Origin of the sequence: Brevundimonas huaxiensis, from assembly GCF_014218725.1 — a bacterium.
GTDB classification, from domain to species: Bacteria; Pseudomonadota; Alphaproteobacteria; order Caulobacterales; family Caulobacteraceae; genus Brevundimonas; species Brevundimonas huaxiensis.
On the sequence record NZ_JABBJE010000008.1, the window covers coordinates 70093 to 87836 of the forward strand.

At 65.6% G+C, this 17744-nt stretch carries 21 protein-coding genes and 2 tRNA genes; 17 read left to right on the forward strand and 6 right to left on the reverse strand.

From position 1 onward, the window contains the following. Window positions 1–27 precede the first annotated feature (27 nt). Window positions 28–225: a hypothetical protein gene (locus tag HF680_RS13835; protein WP_185225458.1), complete on the reverse strand. Its 198-nt coding sequence runs from the start codon at window positions 223–225 to the stop codon at window positions 28–30. 110 nt (window positions 226–335) lie between these two features. On the opposite strand from HF680_RS13835, the gene HF680_RS13840 reads away from it, so the two are divergent. The 5 genes from HF680_RS13840 to HF680_RS13860 all read left to right on the forward strand — a co-directional run bounded on the left by HF680_RS13840 (window position 336) and on the right by HF680_RS13860 (window position 4278). After that, window positions 336–410 (forward strand) — tRNA-Thr (locus HF680_RS13840). A 251-nt stretch (window positions 411–661) separates the two neighbouring features. Beyond that, window positions 662–2020 (forward strand): AAA family ATPase, encoded by a 1359-nt coding sequence (locus tag HF680_RS13845; protein ID WP_205196291.1) that lies wholly within the window; start codon window positions 662–664, stop codon window positions 2018–2020. After that, window positions 2020–2271 (forward strand): hypothetical protein, encoded by a 252-nt coding sequence (locus HF680_RS13850; RefSeq protein ID WP_185225459.1) that lies wholly within the window; start codon window positions 2020–2022, stop codon window positions 2269–2271. Before HF680_RS13845 ends, HF680_RS13850 begins: the two co-directional genes overlap by 1 nt. After that, window positions 2264–2659: an HNH endonuclease signature motif containing protein gene (locus HF680_RS16270; protein ID WP_185225460.1), complete on the forward strand. Its 396-nt coding sequence runs from the start codon at window positions 2264–2266 to the stop codon at window positions 2657–2659. The genes HF680_RS13850 and HF680_RS16270 overlap by 8 nt, the downstream gene beginning before the upstream one ends. Beyond that, window positions 2659–4278: a terminase large subunit gene (locus tag HF680_RS13860; RefSeq protein WP_185225461.1), complete on the forward strand. Its 1620-nt coding sequence runs from the start codon at window positions 2659–2661 to the stop codon at window positions 4276–4278. The genes HF680_RS16270 and HF680_RS13860 overlap by 1 nt, the downstream gene beginning before the upstream one ends. On the opposite strand, the gene HF680_RS13865 is transcribed toward HF680_RS13860, so the two are convergent. Then, complete coding sequence (locus HF680_RS13865; protein WP_185225462.1) at window positions 4275–4700, reverse strand: hypothetical protein; 426 nt, start codon at window positions 4698–4700, stop codon at window positions 4275–4277. The genes HF680_RS13860 and HF680_RS13865 overlap by 4 nt on opposite strands. A 259-nt stretch (window positions 4701–4959) precedes the next feature. Here HF680_RS13865 and HF680_RS13870 point away from each other — a divergent pair, with 259 nt between their 5' ends. From HF680_RS13870 to HF680_RS13905, 8 genes are all read left to right on the forward strand, one after another. Next, entirely contained in the window at window positions 4960–5373 is a 414-nt protein-coding gene (locus HF680_RS13870; protein WP_185225463.1) for a hypothetical protein, read from the forward strand. 213 nt (window positions 5374–5586) lie between these two features. After that, window positions 5587–6048 carry a hypothetical protein gene (locus tag HF680_RS13875; protein WP_185225464.1) on the forward strand — a complete coding sequence of 154 codons (462 nt, stop codon included), beginning with the start codon at window positions 5587–5589 and terminating at the stop codon, window positions 6046–6048. Further along, on the forward strand, window positions 6048–6374 hold the full coding sequence (locus HF680_RS13880; protein WP_185225465.1) for a hypothetical protein: 327 nt from the start codon (window positions 6048–6050) through the stop codon (window positions 6372–6374). Before HF680_RS13875 ends, HF680_RS13880 begins: the two co-directional genes overlap by 1 nt. Beyond that, window positions 6367–7611, forward strand: a complete 1245-nt coding sequence (locus HF680_RS13885) for a phage major capsid protein (protein WP_185225466.1) — start codon at window positions 6367–6369, stop codon at window positions 7609–7611. Before HF680_RS13880 ends, HF680_RS13885 begins: the two co-directional genes overlap by 8 nt. Next, window positions 7611–8150, forward strand: a complete 540-nt coding sequence (locus HF680_RS13890) for an HK97 family phage prohead protease (RefSeq protein WP_205196292.1) — start codon at window positions 7611–7613, stop codon at window positions 8148–8150. The genes HF680_RS13885 and HF680_RS13890 overlap by 1 nt, the downstream gene beginning before the upstream one ends. Then, entirely contained in the window at window positions 8147–9358 is a 1212-nt protein-coding gene (locus HF680_RS13895; RefSeq protein ID WP_185225467.1) for a phage portal protein, read from the forward strand. Before HF680_RS13890 ends, HF680_RS13895 begins: the two co-directional genes overlap by 4 nt. Further along, window positions 9351–9623 (forward strand): head-tail connector protein, encoded by a 273-nt coding sequence (locus HF680_RS13900; RefSeq protein ID WP_185225468.1) that lies wholly within the window; start codon window positions 9351–9353, stop codon window positions 9621–9623. Before HF680_RS13895 ends, HF680_RS13900 begins: the two co-directional genes overlap by 8 nt. A gap of 172 nt (window positions 9624–9795) precedes the next feature. Next, window positions 9796–10863, forward strand: a complete 1068-nt coding sequence (locus HF680_RS13905; protein WP_185225469.1) for a tyrosine-type recombinase/integrase — start codon at window positions 9796–9798, stop codon at window positions 10861–10863. 130 nt (window positions 10864–10993) lie between these two features. Here the strand turns inward: HF680_RS13905 and HF680_RS13910 are convergent, their stop codons facing one another. The 4 genes from HF680_RS13910 to lipB form a co-directional block, all read right to left on the reverse strand. Beyond that, a complete protein-coding gene (locus HF680_RS13910) occupies window positions 10994–11581 on the reverse strand; it encodes a hypothetical protein (protein WP_039247305.1) in 588 nt (195 codons plus the stop codon). Between the two features lie 48 nt (window positions 11582–11629). Continuing rightward, complete coding sequence (gene msrB, locus HF680_RS13915; protein WP_185225470.1) at window positions 11630–12124, reverse strand: peptide-methionine (R)-S-oxide reductase MsrB; 495 nt, start codon at window positions 12122–12124, stop codon at window positions 11630–11632. Between the two features lie 74 nt (window positions 12125–12198). Next, on the reverse strand, window positions 12199–13683 hold the full coding sequence (locus HF680_RS13920) for a hypothetical protein (protein WP_185225471.1): 1485 nt from the start codon (window positions 13681–13683) through the stop codon (window positions 12199–12201). Between the two features lie 127 nt (window positions 13684–13810). Continuing rightward, on the reverse strand, window positions 13811–14527 hold the full coding sequence (gene lipB, locus HF680_RS13925; protein WP_185225472.1) for a lipoyl(octanoyl) transferase LipB: 717 nt from the start codon (window positions 14525–14527) through the stop codon (window positions 13811–13813). A 65-nt stretch (window positions 14528–14592) separates the two neighbouring features. Between lipB and HF680_RS13930 the strand changes: the two genes are divergently transcribed. From HF680_RS13930 to HF680_RS13945, 4 genes are all read left to right on the forward strand, one after another. Then, on the forward strand, window positions 14593–14844 hold the full coding sequence (locus HF680_RS13930; RefSeq protein WP_017505209.1) for a FliM/FliN family flagellar motor switch protein: 252 nt from the start codon (window positions 14593–14595) through the stop codon (window positions 14842–14844). An 87-nt stretch (window positions 14845–14931) separates the two neighbouring features. Beyond that, window positions 14932–15016: transfer RNA gene (locus tag HF680_RS13935), tRNA-Leu, on the forward strand. A 65-nt stretch (window positions 15017–15081) separates the two neighbouring features. Further along, window positions 15082–16500, forward strand: coding sequence for a magnesium transporter (mgtE, locus tag HF680_RS13940; RefSeq protein WP_045811312.1), 1419 nt, complete (start codon window positions 15082–15084; stop codon window positions 16498–16500). 78 nt (window positions 16501–16578) lie between these two features. After that, window positions 16579–17724, forward strand: coding sequence for a lysozyme (locus HF680_RS13945; RefSeq protein ID WP_052689568.1), 1146 nt, complete (start codon window positions 16579–16581; stop codon window positions 17722–17724). Window positions 17725–17744: the final 20 nt, after the last annotated feature.

Consider the following 17744-nt stretch of genomic DNA (forward strand, 5'->3'; position numbering starts at 1 on the left):
GGCTGCGTGATCGCGAGCCGATGACTTTCAGTTGCTGTCGCGTGGCGCGGCCGGCGTTCGCGCCGGCGCCTTGCGTCGCCGCAGATTGGCCCGGAGCGCCGAGGCCAGCCGCATGGCCTTTTCCGCCTTCGCCCGCGCCTTTTCAAATTCGGGGCCCGATTCGACGACCGGCGTCGCCTGCGCGGCGGCGGAGGGCGTATCGGCGTCATGCGGCGTGCGAGTCATGGCGCGATGATGCCGTGATCACGGGCCATGTCCAAACTTTCTTTCAGATCGTCAAAAAGCCGCTTCCCTCCCCGGAAGGGTTTGGCTATACGGCCGCTTCCTCAGTCGGGGCCGCCGTAGCTCAGTGGTAGAGCGCATCCTTGGTAAGGCTGAGGTCGTGGGTTCGATTCCCCCCGGCGGCACCATCTGAGACCTTGTGTGGCGGGCTTTTAACAGCCCGCCCGCATCCTTCTCCCCAACATCGTGAACGTGAACGGGTGGAGAACACCCTGGCCAAATCCGGGGAAAATCCGGGAAGCCTGTTCGCGTCTCGTTCTCCCCATCTCTACCCCAGAACGAAAAACCCCGGCGGCCTGGCAGGGCGCACCGGGGTCAATCACAGTTCAGCTTGGGGGCACGAACGGGGGTCAGCCTACAGCATCCCGGTGGTGCTGTCATGACCGTTGTTCGAGACTACGACGCCGAGTTCGAGGAAGCGGCGCGGCTGATCCAGGTTAAGCGGGCAAAGCCATCTGTCGGCCAACGAGTGGGCGACGGCATGGGCGGACAGAAGGTTTGGACCGGCGATCGATATGTCGACAGTCGCTCCCAAGCGGGTCAGATCGCGGTGGCGCGGGCCAACGATGACGAGCCTTCCACGGAAGACCTCGACACGCCCCTGAACGCCTGGGTTCGCCCTTTCGTCTGGCGTGATCCGTCTAGCCTGCCGCGCCGGGATTGGCTTTATGGCCGCCACTACATCCGCAAGTTCATCTCCGCGACCTTTGCCCCAGGCGGTGTCGGCAAGTCGTCGCTGGTCGGTGTCGAAGGCATGGCTATGGCCAGTTGCAAGCCGCTTCTGGGCGTTCGACCCGATCAGCGCCTCAAGGTCGCTTATTGGAATGGCGAAGACCCGATGGAGGAAACCGAACGCCGGATCGGTGCGGCCTGCCTCAAGTATGATCTGGGCGCCAGCGACCTAGAAGACTGGCTTTTCGTTGGTAGCGGCCGGGAGATGCCCCTGCTGGTCGCTGAACAGACCGCCACGGGAACGACCATCCTCGCGCCGAACGTCGAGCGCGTGCTGGACACGGCCCGCGAGTTCGATCTGGACGTCATCATCATTGACCCGTTCGTCAGCTCCCATGCCGTCACCGAGAACGACAACAACGCCATCGGCCGTGTCGCGGCTGAATGGGCCAGGATCGCGGACAAGGCCAACGTCGCGGTTGAGCTGGTCCACCACGTCAGGAAGGCCCACGGGCCGGAAATCACAGTCGAGGACGGTCGCGGTGCTGGCGCGCTGCTGGCCGCTGTCCGCTCTGCGCGTGTCCTCAACCAGATGAGCAAAGAGGAAGCCGAGCGCGCCGGGGTGGAGCGTCACCGCTCCTACTTCCGGGTCGATAACGGCAAGGCCAACCTCGCGCCCCCTCCCGAGGGCTCCGACTGGTTTCAGATGGTCGGGGTCGATTTGGATAACGGCGACGCCTTCAACGAGAGCGATCAGGTCGGCGTCGTCACCCGCTGGCAATGGCCTGACCCGTTCGACGGGGTTCAGACGGCCGATCTGCTGGCCGTGCAGCGCAAGGTGGACGGTGGTTTGTGGCGCGAGAACAGCCAGGCGAAGGAATGGGTCGGGATCGCCGTCGCTGAGGTGCTGGGCCTCGACCTGGAGAACAAGGCCGCCAAGCAGAAGGTCAAGGGTTTGCTGGCCCGGTGGTTGAAAGAGGGCCTCCTCGTGAAGGTCATGGCCACTGACGAGCATCGGAAAGAGCGTCCGGTGATCGAGGTTGGCCGTTGGTCGGAGATGTCCTGATGCGCCACTGCGCCACCTTGCGCCACCTAGATGAAAAGGGTGGTGGCGCAACCCGTATGCGCCACTGCGCCACCTGCGCCACCACCTTTATAGGTGGGCGCAGTGGTGGTGACGCGAACCCGCTGCTGCTGATGGCCGAGAAGGTGCGCCACCTGTCACCCTCGCACCGTGACCCGGAACGCTTCCATGAAGACAAGAGCGAGATAGAGCGGGAGCTGCGCCGCCTGGCCGGGAGGATCGCCCGTGGCTGACTGGCCCTACACGACCGCCCGGTGGCAAAGGCTCCGCAAGGCCAAGCTGTCAGAAGCCCCTCTCTGTGAGACGTGCGAACACCGTGGCCGCAAAGTCGTATCCGAACACGTCGATCACGTCGTAGCCATCAAGCAGGGCGGCCCTGCCTTCCCGCCTATGGATGGCCTGCGCGCCCTCTGTGCGCCCTGTCACTCTATCAAGACCAACGCCCTCGACCGGGCAGGCGGCAAGGGCATCGCCATCAAGGGCTGTGGCGCCGACGGCTTGCCTCTCGATCCCAATCATCCGTTCCTGACGGGGGATAACCCCCTTCAAGGACGAGGGGCTGTCGATCAAAGACCGGCGGCCAAGACGACTTCGCACTTAGTTCGGGATTGGGGCGTCTGATGGGTCTGCGTGGACCTGGGGCCAAGCCCATCAAGAAGGCTGAAAAGCGGGCTGTGGAGGCGGTGGCAGCTCTTCCTTGGGAGGCGGAAGGGCTGAGCCGCGTGGATCGTGTGGTGGCGTTCCTGGAGTTCCTACCGGTTACGTCGGGCGCGCTGGCGGGTGAGCGGTTCGCCGTGCGTCCGTGGCAACGCCAGTTTCTTGAGACGGTCTATGCGGTGGAAGGCGACCGCCGGCCGGTGCGAACGGCGGTTTTAAGTCTCCCAAGGAAGAACGGTAAGACTGGACTGGCTGCTGGCCTGGCGCTGTGTCACCTGGCGGGACCGGAGGCCGAGGCGCGAGGTCAGGTCTATTCGGCCGCGAACGACCGGGCGCAAGCGGCGCTGATCTACAACGAGATGGCGGCGATCATCGAGAAGGTTCCGTTCCTGGATGACCGGATCAGCCTGCGTCGCCATGCGAAGGAAATGGAGGATCTAGGCGGAACGGGTTCGGTCTATGCGGCCCTATCTGCCGACGTGCCCGGCAAGCACGGCCTCTCGCCGTCATTCGTGATCTATGACGAGCTGGGCCAGGCGACCAAACGCGACTTGTTCGACGCGCTGGACACTGCGATGGGCGCGCGTGCCGATCCGCTGATGCTGGTGATTTCCACACAGGCTCCCGACGACCTGGCGCCCATGTCGGAACTGATCGACTACGGCTTGCGGGTGACGGCCGGTGAGATCGACGATCCGTCTTTCCACCTGACCCACTATGCCGCCCCCGAGGATGCGGACCCGTGGTCGCCCGAGACCTGGGCGCTGTCCAATCCGGCCTTGGGGGACTTCCGTTCGCTGGATGACGTGGCGCGCCAGGCGTCCCAAGCCCAGCGCATACCCTCGAAAGAGGCCGCGTTCCGAAACCTGATCCTCAATCAGCGAGTCGCGGCGGAAACCCGATTCCTGCCCCTGTCCGAATGGAAGGCGTGCGGCGCTCCGGTCACGCCCGACCTCGACGGCAAGTCGTGCTGGCTCGCCCTAGACATGGCCGCCACGCGCGACCTGACGGCCCTGGTCGCCGTATTCCCTCACGATGACGGTTCGATTGACGCAGTGTCGTGGTTCTATCTGCCTGGCGATGGGCTGGCGGATCGCGGGGAGCGGGACCGTGTGCCCTACACCGTCTGGCGAGATCAGGGGGCGTTGACGGCGACGCCAGGCGCGGCGACCGATCCCCGGTTCATCGCCGCGACCGTGGCCCAGCTATGCAGCCGCTTCAAGGTTCAAGCCCTCGCCTATGACCGCTGGCGCATCGAGACGTTCAAGATGGCCCTCGCAGACGAGGGCGTGACCGATCTGGACATGGTGGAACATGGCCAGGGGTATCGAGACATGGCCCCGGCGGTGGATGTGCTGGAGCGCGTGGTGGCCGAACGGAAACTGCGTCACGGCAACAACCCCATCCTGACCTGGTGCGTCTCCAATGCGGTGGTCACGACAGACCCGGCAGGAAACCGAAAGCTGGACAAGAGCCGGGCGACGGGCCGGATCGACGGCGCGGTGGCCCTGGCTATGGCGCTGCACGCGATGGAGATGCGCCCGGAGGCCGAGGCTTGGGAGCCGTGGGTGGATGCGGCCTAGGCTAGCGATATTTCATCCCAACTAAACTCTCGAAAAGGCTGGCGAGCATCTGTGGTCAATCCGAAATCTGCCCACTTTCTATCTGTCATCTCAAGGCCTGAGAGAAAGAAGTAGCGGAGGACGAATCCGGCCGCGATTTTAAAGTTCGGCTCGCGCTCATGATCAAATAGACGCTCGACGTCCATCGCGGACTTCACCGTCCCATCCAACAATCCATTTCTGACGCGGTTCATGCTTTCTCGAGAAACAGAAAACTGGTCGCTGAATTCCGCATGGTTGCCGTCGTGCATTACCGGATAGACCCCGTGGACTAACGCAAACGACACTGCCTCGTCGCCCGCTACACCCGCGCGCTGGACAGCAGTTAATCGTGCGACCGAATACTGAAGCTCACGAATCTTTTGATCAATCTGATCTGACATCGAGTTTTTCTCTCAAAATCGCGCGGATGGCGGCAGGACGGGTTTGATCACCGCGAATGGCGTCGAGCGCTGCCAGTTCTGAAGGCTGTAGGCGGACCATGACGGGCACCCCCTTCCCTGTAGCTGGTGGCCCAGGTTTCTTGCGCGTTAATCGTGATTGCACAGTCATGTTAATCATGATAGCACAATCAGCAGGACGGGGAAGCGCGCCAACGCTTCCCGCGCCCCTAACCGCAACGGATCAGGCAAGGATCACGTCATGGCTGCTCACGCCCATAGCATAGGTGCGCCTAACGCGCTCCCCCTCATCAGCCCGACAGACCGTGACCGCCTGGAGGCGGTGGTGGAGCATCTGGGCCGCTATCACGACCGCTTCGCCCGCCATGCCCGCCGCGCCGCCGCCGCGCTCGACCGCATCGACCGCCTGCGGCAATCCGCCATCAACGCGCTGGATCGCATCGACGCCGATTTAGAGGATCTGGAGCCGGATGGCTGCGACGAGCCCAACCTCGCGTTTCAAGAGGCGCGATCCTTCGACAATCAGGATCAGCTGATCCGGTGGTCTCCGACCGGCGGCGTCGCCTACACCGACCTTGAAGAGGCTTGCGAAGACGAAGGCGCTTTCGACGGCGACGCTGAGCATGATGGCCGCGAGCCGGAGGTGCATGACTGATGCCCGACCTCGATACACTGACGCCAGCCCAGCGGGACGCCTTGGAGGACCTGGAGCATAACCTCGACCTGATCGGAGCGCGCCCTCTGCCGTGTGAAATCGAATGGGCGCTATCGCGGGCCAGGGGCGGAACCTATCGGTTTTCCGATAGCACCTATTGACTTCCCCACTGGTTGACTCTAGCTATTGGGAAACCAATAGCGGAATAACCCCATGACCAAACTTCGCGCGACGATGGCACTTGCCGCCGAGATCGCTGACATCGACCGCCAGCGTTTCAATGAAGCCGTGGCGGAAGGCTTCTATCCCTGCGCCCCGGCCACGGTTCCCGGCCGGGCGCGCAGCTTCAACATCCTCGATCTGATGGCGCTCAAGCTCTACGGCCAACTTCTGAGCGAGGGCGTCACGCCTCGTTACGCCGGAAACTTGGCCTGCGAGTTCCTGGGCTTCCTCAAGTGCTACCCGGACACCGACCGCTTCGTTCACGTCCGCTCGCAGATGGGTTCGCCGGTCTGGATGCGGGCCGCAGAGTTCGACGCCAACGCTACGGAGATGAGCGGCACCGCAATCATCTCCGTGCGCGAATGGCGTCTGGAGCGTTGGCGCGCCTATGCCGTCGCCCGCCTGGAGGATGCCGCCCTAGAGGTTGGCCCGAAAGACGAGAGCGACGCCTGATGATCCGAACCGGCACCGCGACCGTGCCCGCCGCGCCTGGCAAAAGGGGGTCCGCCGCGCTTGGCAATGCCCCCAGGTCGTCGCTCAAGGGCCGCCATCCTTTGACGCTGACGCGACCCGGCGAACAACGAAAAGACACCTGCGTGGCGGTCCCCGGTTCGGTCCGGCTTCATGACGTTCAAGGTGTCGAGGTCGCATTCCCCATTGCCGTCGTGAGACGCCAGTTCCCCGCGCCCGTCCTGGGCCTGATGGAAAACCCCGCCGTCGAGAGACGCCCCTTCCGCGTGGCCTGCGTGGCCCAGATGGAGACTTTTTCCCATGCCTAACCTGCCTGCCCTGCAAGAGCGCCGCGCATCCGTCGCGGACAAACTGACCGAAATCCGCACCGCCGCCGCTGGACGCGAGTTCACCGACGCCGAGCTGTCGGAGATCGAAACCAAGCGCCCCGAGTTGGACGACCTGGACCGCCAAATCCGTTCGGCGCAGTTCCTGGCCGACGCCGAGCGCACCGCCCCGGCAATGCCGATCAATGACAACGTGGCCCCGGAAATCCGGTCGCAGTCGATCAGCGAAACGCTGCTCTACAAGGTCGATCCGGGCGCCCTGTCGTCCGAACAGCGAGCCAAGGTCGAACGCGAACAGGCGTTCCTTGAGCGCCGCGCCGGCCGCAAGGCGAACGGCGCCTTCATCGCCACCGAGGTTTTCGAGACCCGCGCCACCCAGACAACGGGGACGAGCGCCGCCATCGTCCCCGAGAGCTTCCGGCCTGACCTGTTCACGTCGGCCCTGACCGCCTCGACGGTGCTGCAAAGCCTGGGCGCAACCGTCCTAACTGGCCTGACCGGCAACGTCGTCATCCCGCGCGAGACCGGTTCTCCGAACGTCGGCTGGGTGGCCGAGGATCAGGCCCTGCCGACCGGCAACGCCACGTTCGACAACGTGACCCTGACCCCGCACCACGTCGGTGCGATCACCGAGCTGTCGCGTCAACTGCTGATGCAATCCAGCCCGGCGGTGGACGGGATCATCCGCCAGATGCTGTCGCGCAATATCGCGCTGGAGATCGACCGCGCCGCCCTGAACGGTTCCGGCGTTGGAGCCGAGCCGCGCGGGCTGCTGAACGATCCCGGCGTGGCCGCCGTGCCCTTCGCCACCGACCTGTTTACGACCACGGCAGACATGATCGCGGCGGCGGACCTGGCCAATGTTTCGGCCTCGCGTGGCTTCCTGGCCACGAACGGGATCAAGGCGTCCGCGATGAAGCTCCGCACGACGGATGGCTTGCCGATCCCCTGGGCCGCCACCTTCCACGGCGAGCCGGTGCAGTTCTCCAATCAAGCCCCGAACGACCTGGGCGCGGACGATGACGAACACGCCCTGGCCTATGGCGACTGGTCCGACTTCCTGGTGGGGATCTGGTCGCAGCTCGACATTCTGGTGAACCCCTACGCCGAGACCGCCTATTCCAAGGGGAACGTCCTGATCCGGGCCATGGCAACGGTGGACTTCGGCGTCCGCCGTCCCGCCTCGTTTGTGAAGGCTTCCGGGGTGACGGTGGCCTGATGATGCAGCCCGCACCCGAACGTCGCTCCCTTCCTGTCGAAATCCGCGCACGCGGGCGTCGGCTGGAGGGCTATGCGGCCACCTTCGGCGTGCGGGCTCGCGTCGGCGGCGTGGACGAGGAAATCAGGTCGGGGGCTTTCACCGGCTCCCTGGCCTCTGGCCGTGACGTTCTGGCCCTTGTCGATCACGACCCCGCCCGACTGCTGGCCCGCACCCGCTCCGGCTCCCTGCGCCTGTCGCAGGACTCAACCGGCCTGGCCTTCTCCATCGACGTTCCCGACACGACCGAGGGCCGCGACGTGCTGGCCCTGGCCGAGCGCAGCGACCTGGGCGGGATGAGCTTCGGCTTTGCCGTCGCCCCCGGCGGCGAGACCCGCGCCAACGGCGTGCGAACGCTGGAGGCTCTGACCCTATACGAGATCAGCGTGGTGAAGGCGTGGCCCGCCTATGGGGGCACGGTCATCAACGCCCGCTCCGCAACCGAAAACCGGCTGCTGCGCCTGGCGCAGGCCCGCCGTTATCTGGAGGCGCTGGCATGAACCTTTGGCCCTTCAAGCGCGAGACCCGCGCGGCGGACCCTGCGCCCGTCGATCCGTATCTGGCGGGCTGGGCGGGTTATCCGGGCGTCTATGGCGCCGTGACCCCCGACGCGCTGATGTCTAACAGCGCGGTCGCCGTGCGCTGCGTCAACATCCGTTCCGAAATGCTGGCCAGCGCGGGTCTGTTCGTATTCAGGCGGACGGCAGACGGCGGCAGAGAGCGGGCCGATGATCTGCCGCTCTATTCGGTCCTGCACGACATGGCCAATCCCCAGGCGACGGCCTTCGAGGCTCGCGAGTTCCTGATCCGGTCGCTGGACCTGCACGGCAACGCCTACGCACGTCTTGAGCGAGACAATCGCGGCCAGGTGACGGCGATCTATCCCCTGGAGCCGGGCCTTGTGTCCGTGGAGCGTCTGGCCAGCGGCCGTCTGCGGTATCGTCACACCGACCCGCGCGGTGGTCTGACGACCTATCTGCAGGAGGAAATCCTGCACGTTCGCGGGCCATCACGGGACGGCGTGATCGGGCTGTCCGCGATCCAGTATGGTCGTGGTGCGATGGCCCTGCGAGTCAGCCAGGCCGAGACGGCGCAAAACCTGATCGCCAACGGTCTGCGCCCCAGCGGCGTGATGTCTTATGACGAGCGCCTGACGGGTGACGCCCGGGTGAAAATCCGCGAAGCTGTGGCCGATCGGCTGCAAGGGTCCGCCAACGCCGGTCAGCTTCTCATCATGGACGGCGGTGCGAAATACACCTCTCTCGCCTGGACGGCTGAGGACGCCGAATTCCTAGCCAGTCAGAAGCTGTCGAATGAGGACGTGGCCCGCCTGTTCGGCGTTCCGCCGACGAGCGTGGGGATCACCGACAAAGCGACCTATTCCAACACCGAGCAAGAGGCTCGCGCCTTGGTGGCCAACTGCCTGGGACCGCTCGCCAGCCGCATTGAGGCGGCGATGATGCGTTGCCTTTTGACCGATGACGCTCGCCGCACCCTCTACATCGAGCATGACCTGGCCGCGCTGCTGAAAGGCGACGTTACGGCCCGGTTCGAGGCTTATCGGATCGGCCGCGAGATCGGCGCCCTGTCCCCGAACGACATCCGGCGGCGCGAGAACGAGACCCCGATTCCCGGCGGCGACGTGTATCACCAGCCCGCCAACTGGGTGGCGCTTGGGTCTGTTCCTGATGAGGTGGCCAATGGTTGAGCCAATCATCACCCTGGCCGAGGCCAAGGCGTTCCTGCGCCTTGACTACGACGACGAGGACGAGCTGATCGCTCAACTGATCCTGACGGCCTCTGAAACCGCACTCGCCCACGCTGACGGTCTGACGCCTGGAGACGCGATCCCCGAAAGCGTCCGCACGGCCGCACTGATCCACGTCGCGCGCCTATTCGATACCCGGCACAGCGAGGACCAGCCCGCCGCGTCCCTGACGCTCGCCAATCGCTACCGGAGGTGGGACGTCTGATGGTGGGTTGGCCGGAGATGAAGACTGCACGCCAGCTTGTGGCTGAGGGGCTTGTCCCGTTCAGCGAGCGGGCGCTTGTTGGAATGGCCCGCACCTACAGCGTGGGGCGAAAGCACGGCCGCACCTACGTCTTCACGCCTGCCGACATGGAAACACTTCTGGAGCGCCTCCCATGCCCCTCACCATCCAACGACGACACGGCTCGCCAAACTGGTATTTGCGCGGGACCGTCCGGCGCATCAGCGTTGACGAAAGCACTGGCACTCGCGACCGCAAAGCCGCCGAGGAAATCAGGGCGGTCAGGGAAGCCGAACTGCTCAAGCGATCGGTCCACGGTGATTCCGCTGTCCGCACATTCGCGGAGGCGGCCCTGAGCTACATGGAAGCCGGTGGTGAACGGTCACACCTGACGCCGATCCTCAACGCCATCGGGCGCAAGCCGCTCGCCGCTATCGGTCAGGCCGAGATCGAGGCCTTGGCCCGCAAGCTGAAACCGGGCGCGTCGGGCGCCACGATCAACCGGCACATCTACACCCCCGTCGCCGCTGTCCTGCACCATGCCGCCCGCAAGAAGTGGTGCGAAAAGCCCGTCCTGGCCCGGCCCAAGCAATCGGCTGGTCGCATCCGCTGGGTTACGCACGACGAAGCCGACAGATTGGTGGAGGCTGCTGCGCCTCACATCCGGCCGCTGGTCATCTTTCTTTTCTCGACCGGCGCCCGGATTGCCGAGGCCCTGTATCTGGACTGGCGCGACGTGGACCTTGCGCGCGCCCATGTCGTCTTTCCTGAAACGAAGAACGGGGAACCGCGAGGCGTTCCCCTACACCCGCGCGCTGTCGCTGCGCTGTCTGCCCTCCCCCATCGCACCGGAGCCGTGTTCCGACGCTCCCTGCCCCGTCTGACGGCAGGAGGTAAGCTGACGCCGCTGGGCGAAGCCTACGAGGTGCGCGCGGGAGGTGGCGGTCAAATCAAGACCGCATGGGCGGGAATGCTCAAGCGCGCCGAAATCGCAGATTTCAGCCCTCACGACTGCCGCCACACCTGGGCGACCTGGCACTATCAAGCCAACCGCGACCTGACAGCCCTGATGAAGCTGGGGGGCTGGAAGTCGGTCCAAATGGTGATGCGATACGCCCACGTGAACACGTCGGAGCTGGCCGGCACCATCAACGCAATCTGGGGAAAATCCGGGGACCAAACCCGCGCACGCCCCGTCAAACCCAAGCAACGAAAGGCTTAGAGCGTCAATGCAACCATCCTTGGTAAGGCTGAGGTCGTGGGTTCGATTCCCCCCGGCGGCACCATCTGAGACTTGAAAAGGCCCGGCTTTCGCCGGGCCTTTTTGATTTCCAGATCGGACGGAAAAGTCTTCAGTCGTAGCCGTACAGGCCCCGGCGATAGGGATCGCGGTCATCCGCATCGCCGTCCTTGCTCCAGCTGAACCCCATCGACATCGACTTGGTCGTGGTGTCGGCCCCATAGCCTCGACCGCGCCAGCCGCCGCCGTAGGGCGAGTAGAAGCCCGGTCCGCGCAGACCATAGCCGCCATAGCCGTATCCCCAAGGTTCGTTGCGGCCTTCGCGGTAGGCGAGGTCCAGGCGACCGTTCTCGCCGACCGGCAGGGAAACGGCCGCGCCATAGCTGCGATAGCCGCCGGTGCCGATTCCGGCCTCGACCATGCCATGCATCTTGCGCTCGGCCGGGGCGCCCGGCTCTGCGCTTTCGTCGAAGGTTGCGCCGGGCGTGCGCGCGCTGATCCAGTTCTGGATCTGCTGTTCGGTGGTCATGCCGTGCGGGGCGGCGTCCTGAGCCGTCGGCGCAGTCAACGACGCCTCAGGCGCCGCAGCCAGGGCCTGAGCGAGGGTGGGCGCGTTTGTCGGCGCCGTCGTGACCACGCCATCCGGATCACCGTCCGACGCCGCCAGCGCCACACCCGCCAAGAGACTTGCGATCAGCATAGGCCACCTCCGTTCGACATCATCCTAGCACAGCGATTGAGGCCAAGGTCAGGCGATGCCGTCGCCGCGGTTGAGGGGGTCCGGCAGAGGCTCACCCTCGGCTACGAAACTGAGCGCGACCGAGTTGATGCAATAGCGGTTTCCGGTCGGCGGCGGGCCATCGGGGAAGACGTGACCCTGGTGGCTGCCGCAACGGGCGCATTGGGTCTCGATCCGGATCATGCCGTAGCTGGTGTCGCGGATCGCGTGCACGTGCGCTTCATCAACCGGCTGGGTGAAGCTGGGCCAGCCCGTGCCGCTTTCGAACTTGGTTCCGCTCTTGAACAGCGGCAAGCCGCATTCGCGGCAGCAGAATACGCCGGCCCGCTTCTCGCCCAGCAGAGTGCCGCAGAAGGGCGCCTCCGTGCCATGGGAGAGCAGGACGCGCTTTTCCTCTGGGTTCAGATCGGCTTCGAGCCGGGCGCGTTCTTCGGCGTTCGGCGGCGTCAGGTCATAGCCCGACGGCGAACGGAGGGTTCCGGAGGTTTGGGCGAGATCGGTCATGGACTGCAAATAAGAAGGGCGGGCCAAGGGTTCCACCCCCTGCCCGCCCCTCGATCATTCGACCGGCTGTTTCCTTATTGGAACAGCGTGCCGACCCAGGCGCGCACGGCCGCTTCGTCCGTCGCCGACCCGGTGTAGGCAAGGCCTTGCGCCGGGGTGAAGGGCGCGTCGTTGCCGCGCTGACGCGTGGTCCAGGCCTTATGACCATAGGTCAGCTCGGCATAGTTCGACGGCAGGCGCAGAACGGTCGGCTCGATGAAGATCGAATCCTCCGCCGTCACCGATCCGGCCAGGCGCACGTTCGGCAGGCGCGTCAGCAGATCCAGTGTATCCAGGCACCCGCTGGTGCAGCCGCCGTCGACCAGGACCACGACCGGACCCGCCACGGGGTTTGCCGCGCCCGTGTCCGCCACCGAAGGACGGCCCGGCATGGTGAAGGTCGGCTGATTGGCGGCCAGGGCCGAATCGAAGGCGGCGACGATGGCCTGGGTCTGTTCGATGACCGGGCCGGATTCAGCGACGAAGCGCGGGTCGGCCTGCATGCGCGCCAGGGTGTCGGCGAACCACTGACGGTTTGCGGGCGTGGCGCGGTAGGTGATCGAGCCGGCTTCAGGCTGACGGCTGACGGTGAATTCGGGCGTCCAGATGCGGTTGGCCAGGCCATAGCCCTTGCCCGTCGCATTCAGCGAAGCGCCGTTTGCGCCGCGCAGATCGATGACCAGCCCCTGCGCGCCGCGAATAGCGGGCAGTTGGGCTTCGACAGCGGCGTAGAAGGCGTCCCATCCGGCGTCGTCAGCCAGGGTGTGAACGTTGATCCACGGACGGCCATCGACCGTCTCGACCGACAGCGGATTGGCGCCCGGCGTGTAGACGGTGGCGCGATAGGCGGCTTCCAGGCTGGCGGCGTCGGCCGGCTGGGGCTGCATCTGGAAGTCGCGATCACGACGCCCGACCTTGAAGGTGCACAGCGAGGGCACGCCGCCGGTGAACGGGTTGTTGCGGTTCCACAGCAGATAGGGGGCGGTGCGGACACGTCCGGCTTCCGTCGTCAGGTCGCCTTCCCAGCGGTCCAGCCGCTCTTCGGCCAACTGGGCGGCGGTCTTGTCGCCGCACTTGACCAGGGTCGCCCCGAGCGGCGGCACGTTGCGAACGCCGGGCTTCACATAGGAGACGACATATTCGCCGTTGCGCCACGCCGTGGTCACGCCCGGCCAGCTGGTCGCGAAGAAGGGACCGAGGCCTTCGTAGGTCGGGCGAATCGCGATGTTCGAATCGCGGAAGCCGTTGGCGTAGTAGCGCATCAGATAGGCGTGGCTGTCGCCGCTGTTCACGCGGCCAACCTTGCCTTGCGCATCGGTCAGGCCGGCATCGATCCAGCTGCGGAACGCTTCGCTGGGCGCGCCGGAAATCACGGCGGCGGGGTGGTTGGCGGCCAGGGCGTCATGCGCGGCCTGAAGGTCTTGCTGCGCCAGAGCGCGAAAATCCTGTGCGACAGCGGCGCCGGCGGCGACGGTCAGCGACAGAACGGCGGCCGATGCGGCGGCGATCATTCGGTTCATGGGGTTTCCTGCGGCCTTTGATTTCAAGCTCGTGGGAAAGGTTAAACCCCATGCGTCCAGCGCTTGCCAACCCCGCCGCGCGGGATTTCGCCCGATTGTCACATGGGCTGCGGCGATGCGGCGCGTATCAAAGCGGCGCCGACGCCTCGACCGCTGCGCCGAAGATCCGATCGAAGCTGCGCCTCAAGGCCTCGTCCGCCTCGTCCATCGTCGCCAGAACGCCGAGATCGACTAGGCTGGTGACGCCGTGTTCCTGAATGCCGCACGGGACGATGCCGCCGAAATGATCCAGATCCGGCTCCACGTTCAGGCTGATGCCGTGGAAGCTGACCCATTTGCGGACCTTGACGCCGATGGCGGCGATCTTGTCCTCGCGCGACCAGCCCGCCCCCTTGCGCTCGACCCACACGCCCACGCGACCGGGCCGGATGTCGGCCTTTACGCCGAGCGTATCCAGGGCGCCGATCAGCCACAGCTCAAGCCCGCGCACGAAACACCGGACGTCCTTGCCGCGCCGGTTCAGGTCCAGCATCACATAGGCCACGCGCTGTCCCGGCCCGTGATAGGTGAACTGCCCGCCCCGCCCTGTGCGATGCACCGGAAACCGTCCGGCATCCAGAAGGTCGTCGTCCTTGGCCGAGACGCCGGCGGTGTAGAGCGGCGGATGCTCCAGCAACCAGACCAGCTCATTCGCTTCGCCCGCCGCAATGGCCGCGACGCGCGCCTCCATGAAGGCCTCCGCGGCCGCATAGTCGACGTAGCCTTTCGAAACGGCCCATTCGACCGGTCGGTCATCGTCGAGACGCAGTTTCTGAAGGGACGGGCTTAACGGCTCAGCAAGCATGACGCTTCAATGTGATCGCCAGGGCGTTTCTGCAAGAGACGGCCCTCCAGTGAAGAGAGCTTTACGTGACCCAGATCAACGCCGTCGATGTCGAAATCTCAGTGGTTCTGGGTCGCTCGGTGCTGCCGATGTCGCAACTTCTGCGCATGGGTCGCGGCGCGGTGATTCCCCTCGATGCCGCAGAGGGCGACGAGGTCTGGATCCTGGCCAACAACTATCCGGTCGCGCGCGGCGAAATCGAGATCCGAGACGACCGTATCGCCATCACCGTCACCCGCCAGGCGGACGTGTACGACTTCATGGCCGGGTCGGCCTGAGGCTTTGATCCGCGACGTCTTTGCGTCGTTCATTTCGCCCCTTTCCTTTTCCAACGGCTTCGTCTATTCGCCGCCGCTCCGATGCGAGCGGTCGTGGCGGAATTGGTAGACGCGCAGCGTTGAGGTCGCTGTGGGGCAACCCGTGGAAGTTCGAGTCTTCTCGACCGCACCATCTGGCTAAACAGGGCGATTCATCGGCTAAGTACGGCTGGACATTCTACCAAGGGAGGCGACCACGTGAGCACCACGGACACCGCCTTTGCTCCAGATGAGACGCTCGATAACGAAGACCACGCCGCCCTGGACGAGGACTATGTCCTCACCCCTCAATTCGTCGAGAAAGTCGTGGACGCCGCCGACGACGGCGACGGGATGCGGCTGCGCTCCCTTCTCGAAGACCTGCACCCGGCCGACGTCGCCGACCTGATGGGCTTTCTGACGGCGGAACACCGCGCCGTCGTGGTGCTGTGGTTGCCGCCGGAGCTTCTGGCCGAAACCCTGCCCGAGCTGGACGACAATATCCGCGAGGAAGTGCTGGAGCGAGTTCCGCACGGCACCCTGGCCGAGGCGCTGCAGGAACTGGATTCCGACGACGCCGCCGCCGTCGTCGAGGATCTGGAGGACGACCAGCGCGAGCGCGTTCTGGCCGCCATGCCCGAGGTCGATCGCGCCGCCATCGAAAGCAGCCTGGGCTATGCGGAAGAGTCCGCCGGGCGCCTGATGCAGCGCGAGGTGATGGCCGCGCCCCAGTTCTGGAGCGTGGGCGACACCATCGACCACATCCGCAAACAGGGCGACGACCTGCCCGAGCTGTTCTTCGACATCTATGTGGTCGATCCGCTGAACCGCCCGGTCGGCGGCGTGCCGATCAGCGGCCTTCTCCGCGCCGCGCGCACCGTCGCCCTGACCGATCTGATGGAGCCGATCAACGAGATCGCCGTCGATCAGGATCAGGAAGAAGTCGCCTACATCTTCGAGAAATACCACCTGATCTCGGCGCCCGTCGTGGACGCGGCCGGTCGCCTGGTGGGGCAGATCACCGTCGATGACATCGTCAACATCATTCAGGAAGAGAACCGCGAGGACATCCTGCGTCTGGCCGGTGTCGCCGACGAGGACCGCGGTTCGTCCGTGCCCGAGATCGTTCGCGGCCGCGTGCCCTGGCTGGCGATCAATCTGGCGACGGCAGCCCTGGGCGCCAGCGTCATCGGCCTGTTCGAGGCCACCATCCAGCAGATCGTCGCTCTCGCCGTGCTGATGCCGATTGTCTCGGCCATCGGCGGCAACGCCGGCACCCAGGCCCTGACCGTGACCGTGCGCGCCCTGGCGACACGCGAGCTGAACAGTTCGAACGCCCCGCGCACCTTCTGGCGCGAGATGGTCGTCGGCCTGGCCAACGGCCTGATTCTGGCGCCCCTGATCGGCATCGCGGCCGGCTTCTGGTTCCGGGACGAAGACTGGAAGATCGGCCTGGTGATCGGCGCGGCCATGATCCTGAACCTGCTGGTCGCCGCATCGATCGGCGTCTTGACGCCCCTGACCCTGTCGAAGCTCAAGTTCGACCCGGCCGTGTCGTCCGCCGTGTTCGTCACAGCGACCACCGACTTCTTCGGTTTCCTGATCTTCCTTGGTCTGGCCACACTGGTGCTGCTCTAGACACGACGCGGACGATCCGGCGCGGCCCTTGCTGTGAGCGGTGCGAGCGCCGCGCGCCTGTTTCCAATTGGGTCAACTGTGTCTGACGTCTTCCCCAAACCCAGCAAGGTGTCCCGCGAAGGCGTCCTGCTCATCAAGAGTTTCGAAGGCTTCCGGCCTCGGGCCATGCAACGCAGCGACGGTCGCTGGGTCATCGGCTATGGCCACACCCAGTCGGCCCGCGAGGGCGCGAGGGTGTCCGAGGCCGAGGCCGAACTGCTGATGCAATACGACCTGATCCCGGTCGTGAAGGCTGTGACCAATCACGTCCGCGTTCCTCTCAACCAGCATCAGTTCGACGCCCTGGCCAGTTTCGCCTTTTCCATCGGCGCAGACAGGTTTGCCGCCTCCGACGTGGTCGAGCAGTTGAACGCGGGATCTGCGCGTCAGGCGTCCGCCTCTTTGAGCGCCTGGGCCGATGAAGCGGCCGCTGAAAAACCTACGCGTCGCCGATCTGCTGAACATGCGCTGTTCAACGCCGCACCGGGCGCGCCGGTCACCTTGGCGGATCTTCTCGCTGCACCCCTGCCGTCTCCTTTCGAGACGGACGAGCCGACCCTGCCCGCCGTCGACGGCGCCCTGGATGAAGCCGTCGCTCCCTTCCCGGCGCAGGACGGCGCAGCGCTGGCTCAAGCGACCACCGCGCCCCAGCCGCACGCCATCTATGCCGCGACGGCTGTCGGCCCGGTCCCGGACGTTATGCCGCTGACCGGACAATCGGAGACCGTCTCCGTCGCTGCGCCGATCATCGCCGCCAACGACATCCACGCGCCGGTTGAAGCCACGCAGCCGGAGCCGTCGTCGGGCTTCGCCGATGCGCAGAAGACCAGCGTGGTGCTGACCGCGCCAGGCCTGGCCGAAGCCGCGCCAGCCGACAGCCCCGTCGAACCGGCCATCGAGGGCGACGCAGCATCCGGTGAAGACGTGCTGAGCACGCGCGAGGCCGTGGCGCGCGCTCGGGCCAACCGGCGCTCGGGGCTGGGGGAAACCCTGACCTTCGTCATCATGGGCGGCTTGGGCGCTCTTTGCCTTGGCGTCGCCATGGCCGCCTTTCGCCGCGCGTCGCTATCGAACAGCAGCGACACCGCCACGGTCGCCTGGGTCCTGATCTTGGTCGCCGCAGCCTGCCTGGGGGTATCAGGCTACAACTGCTATCGGCGCTGGGGACGGGCTGACCGCGCCTGACAGCGCTTGGCGAAAGGCCG

Excerpts from the sequence above, each read along its gene's own strand:
- HF680_RS13835 (WP_185225458.1), bottom strand. The coding sequence starts at position 225 with ATGACTCGCACGCCGCATGACGCCGATACGCCCTCCGCCGCCGCGCAG.
- msrB (WP_185225470.1), bottom strand. The coding sequence starts at position 12,124 with ATGACCGATCTCGCCCAAACCTCCGGAACCCTCCGTTCGCCGTCGGGC.
- HF680_RS13920 (WP_185225471.1), bottom strand. The coding sequence starts at position 13,683 with ATGAACCGAATGATCGCCGCCGCATCGGCCGCCGTTCTGTCGCTGACC.
- HF680_RS13845 (WP_205196291.1), top strand. The coding sequence starts at position 662 with ATGACCGTTGTTCGAGACTACGACGCCGAGTTCGAGGAAGCGGCGCGG.
- HF680_RS13905 (WP_185225469.1), top strand. The coding sequence starts at position 9,796 with ATGCCCCTCACCATCCAACGACGACACGGCTCGCCAAACTGGTATTTG.
- lipB (WP_185225472.1), bottom strand. The coding sequence starts at position 14,527 with ATGCTTGCTGAGCCGTTAAGCCCGTCCCTTCAGAAACTGCGTCTCGAC.
- HF680_RS13895 (WP_185225467.1), top strand. The coding sequence starts at position 8,147 with ATGAACCTTTGGCCCTTCAAGCGCGAGACCCGCGCGGCGGACCCTGCG.
- HF680_RS13870 (WP_185225463.1), top strand. The coding sequence starts at position 4,960 with ATGGCTGCTCACGCCCATAGCATAGGTGCGCCTAACGCGCTCCCCCTC.
- HF680_RS13865 (WP_185225462.1), bottom strand. The coding sequence starts at position 4,700 with ATGTCAGATCAGATTGATCAAAAGATTCGTGAGCTTCAGTATTCGGTC.
- HF680_RS13885 (WP_185225466.1), top strand. The coding sequence starts at position 6,367 with ATGCCTAACCTGCCTGCCCTGCAAGAGCGCCGCGCATCCGTCGCGGAC.
- HF680_RS13890 (WP_205196292.1), top strand. The coding sequence starts at position 7,611 with ATGATGCAGCCCGCACCCGAACGTCGCTCCCTTCCTGTCGAAATCCGC.
- HF680_RS13880 (WP_185225465.1), top strand. The coding sequence starts at position 6,048 with ATGATCCGAACCGGCACCGCGACCGTGCCCGCCGCGCCTGGCAAAAGG.
- HF680_RS13875 (WP_185225464.1), top strand. The coding sequence starts at position 5,587 with ATGACCAAACTTCGCGCGACGATGGCACTTGCCGCCGAGATCGCTGAC.
- HF680_RS13850 (WP_185225459.1), top strand. The coding sequence starts at position 2,020 with ATGCGCCACTGCGCCACCTTGCGCCACCTAGATGAAAAGGGTGGTGGC.
- HF680_RS13910 (WP_039247305.1), bottom strand. The coding sequence starts at position 11,581 with ATGCTGATCGCAAGTCTCTTGGCGGGTGTGGCGCTGGCGGCGTCGGAC.
- HF680_RS13900 (WP_185225468.1), top strand. The coding sequence starts at position 9,351 with ATGGTTGAGCCAATCATCACCCTGGCCGAGGCCAAGGCGTTCCTGCGC.
- HF680_RS13860 (WP_185225461.1), top strand. The coding sequence starts at position 2,659 with ATGGGTCTGCGTGGACCTGGGGCCAAGCCCATCAAGAAGGCTGAAAAG.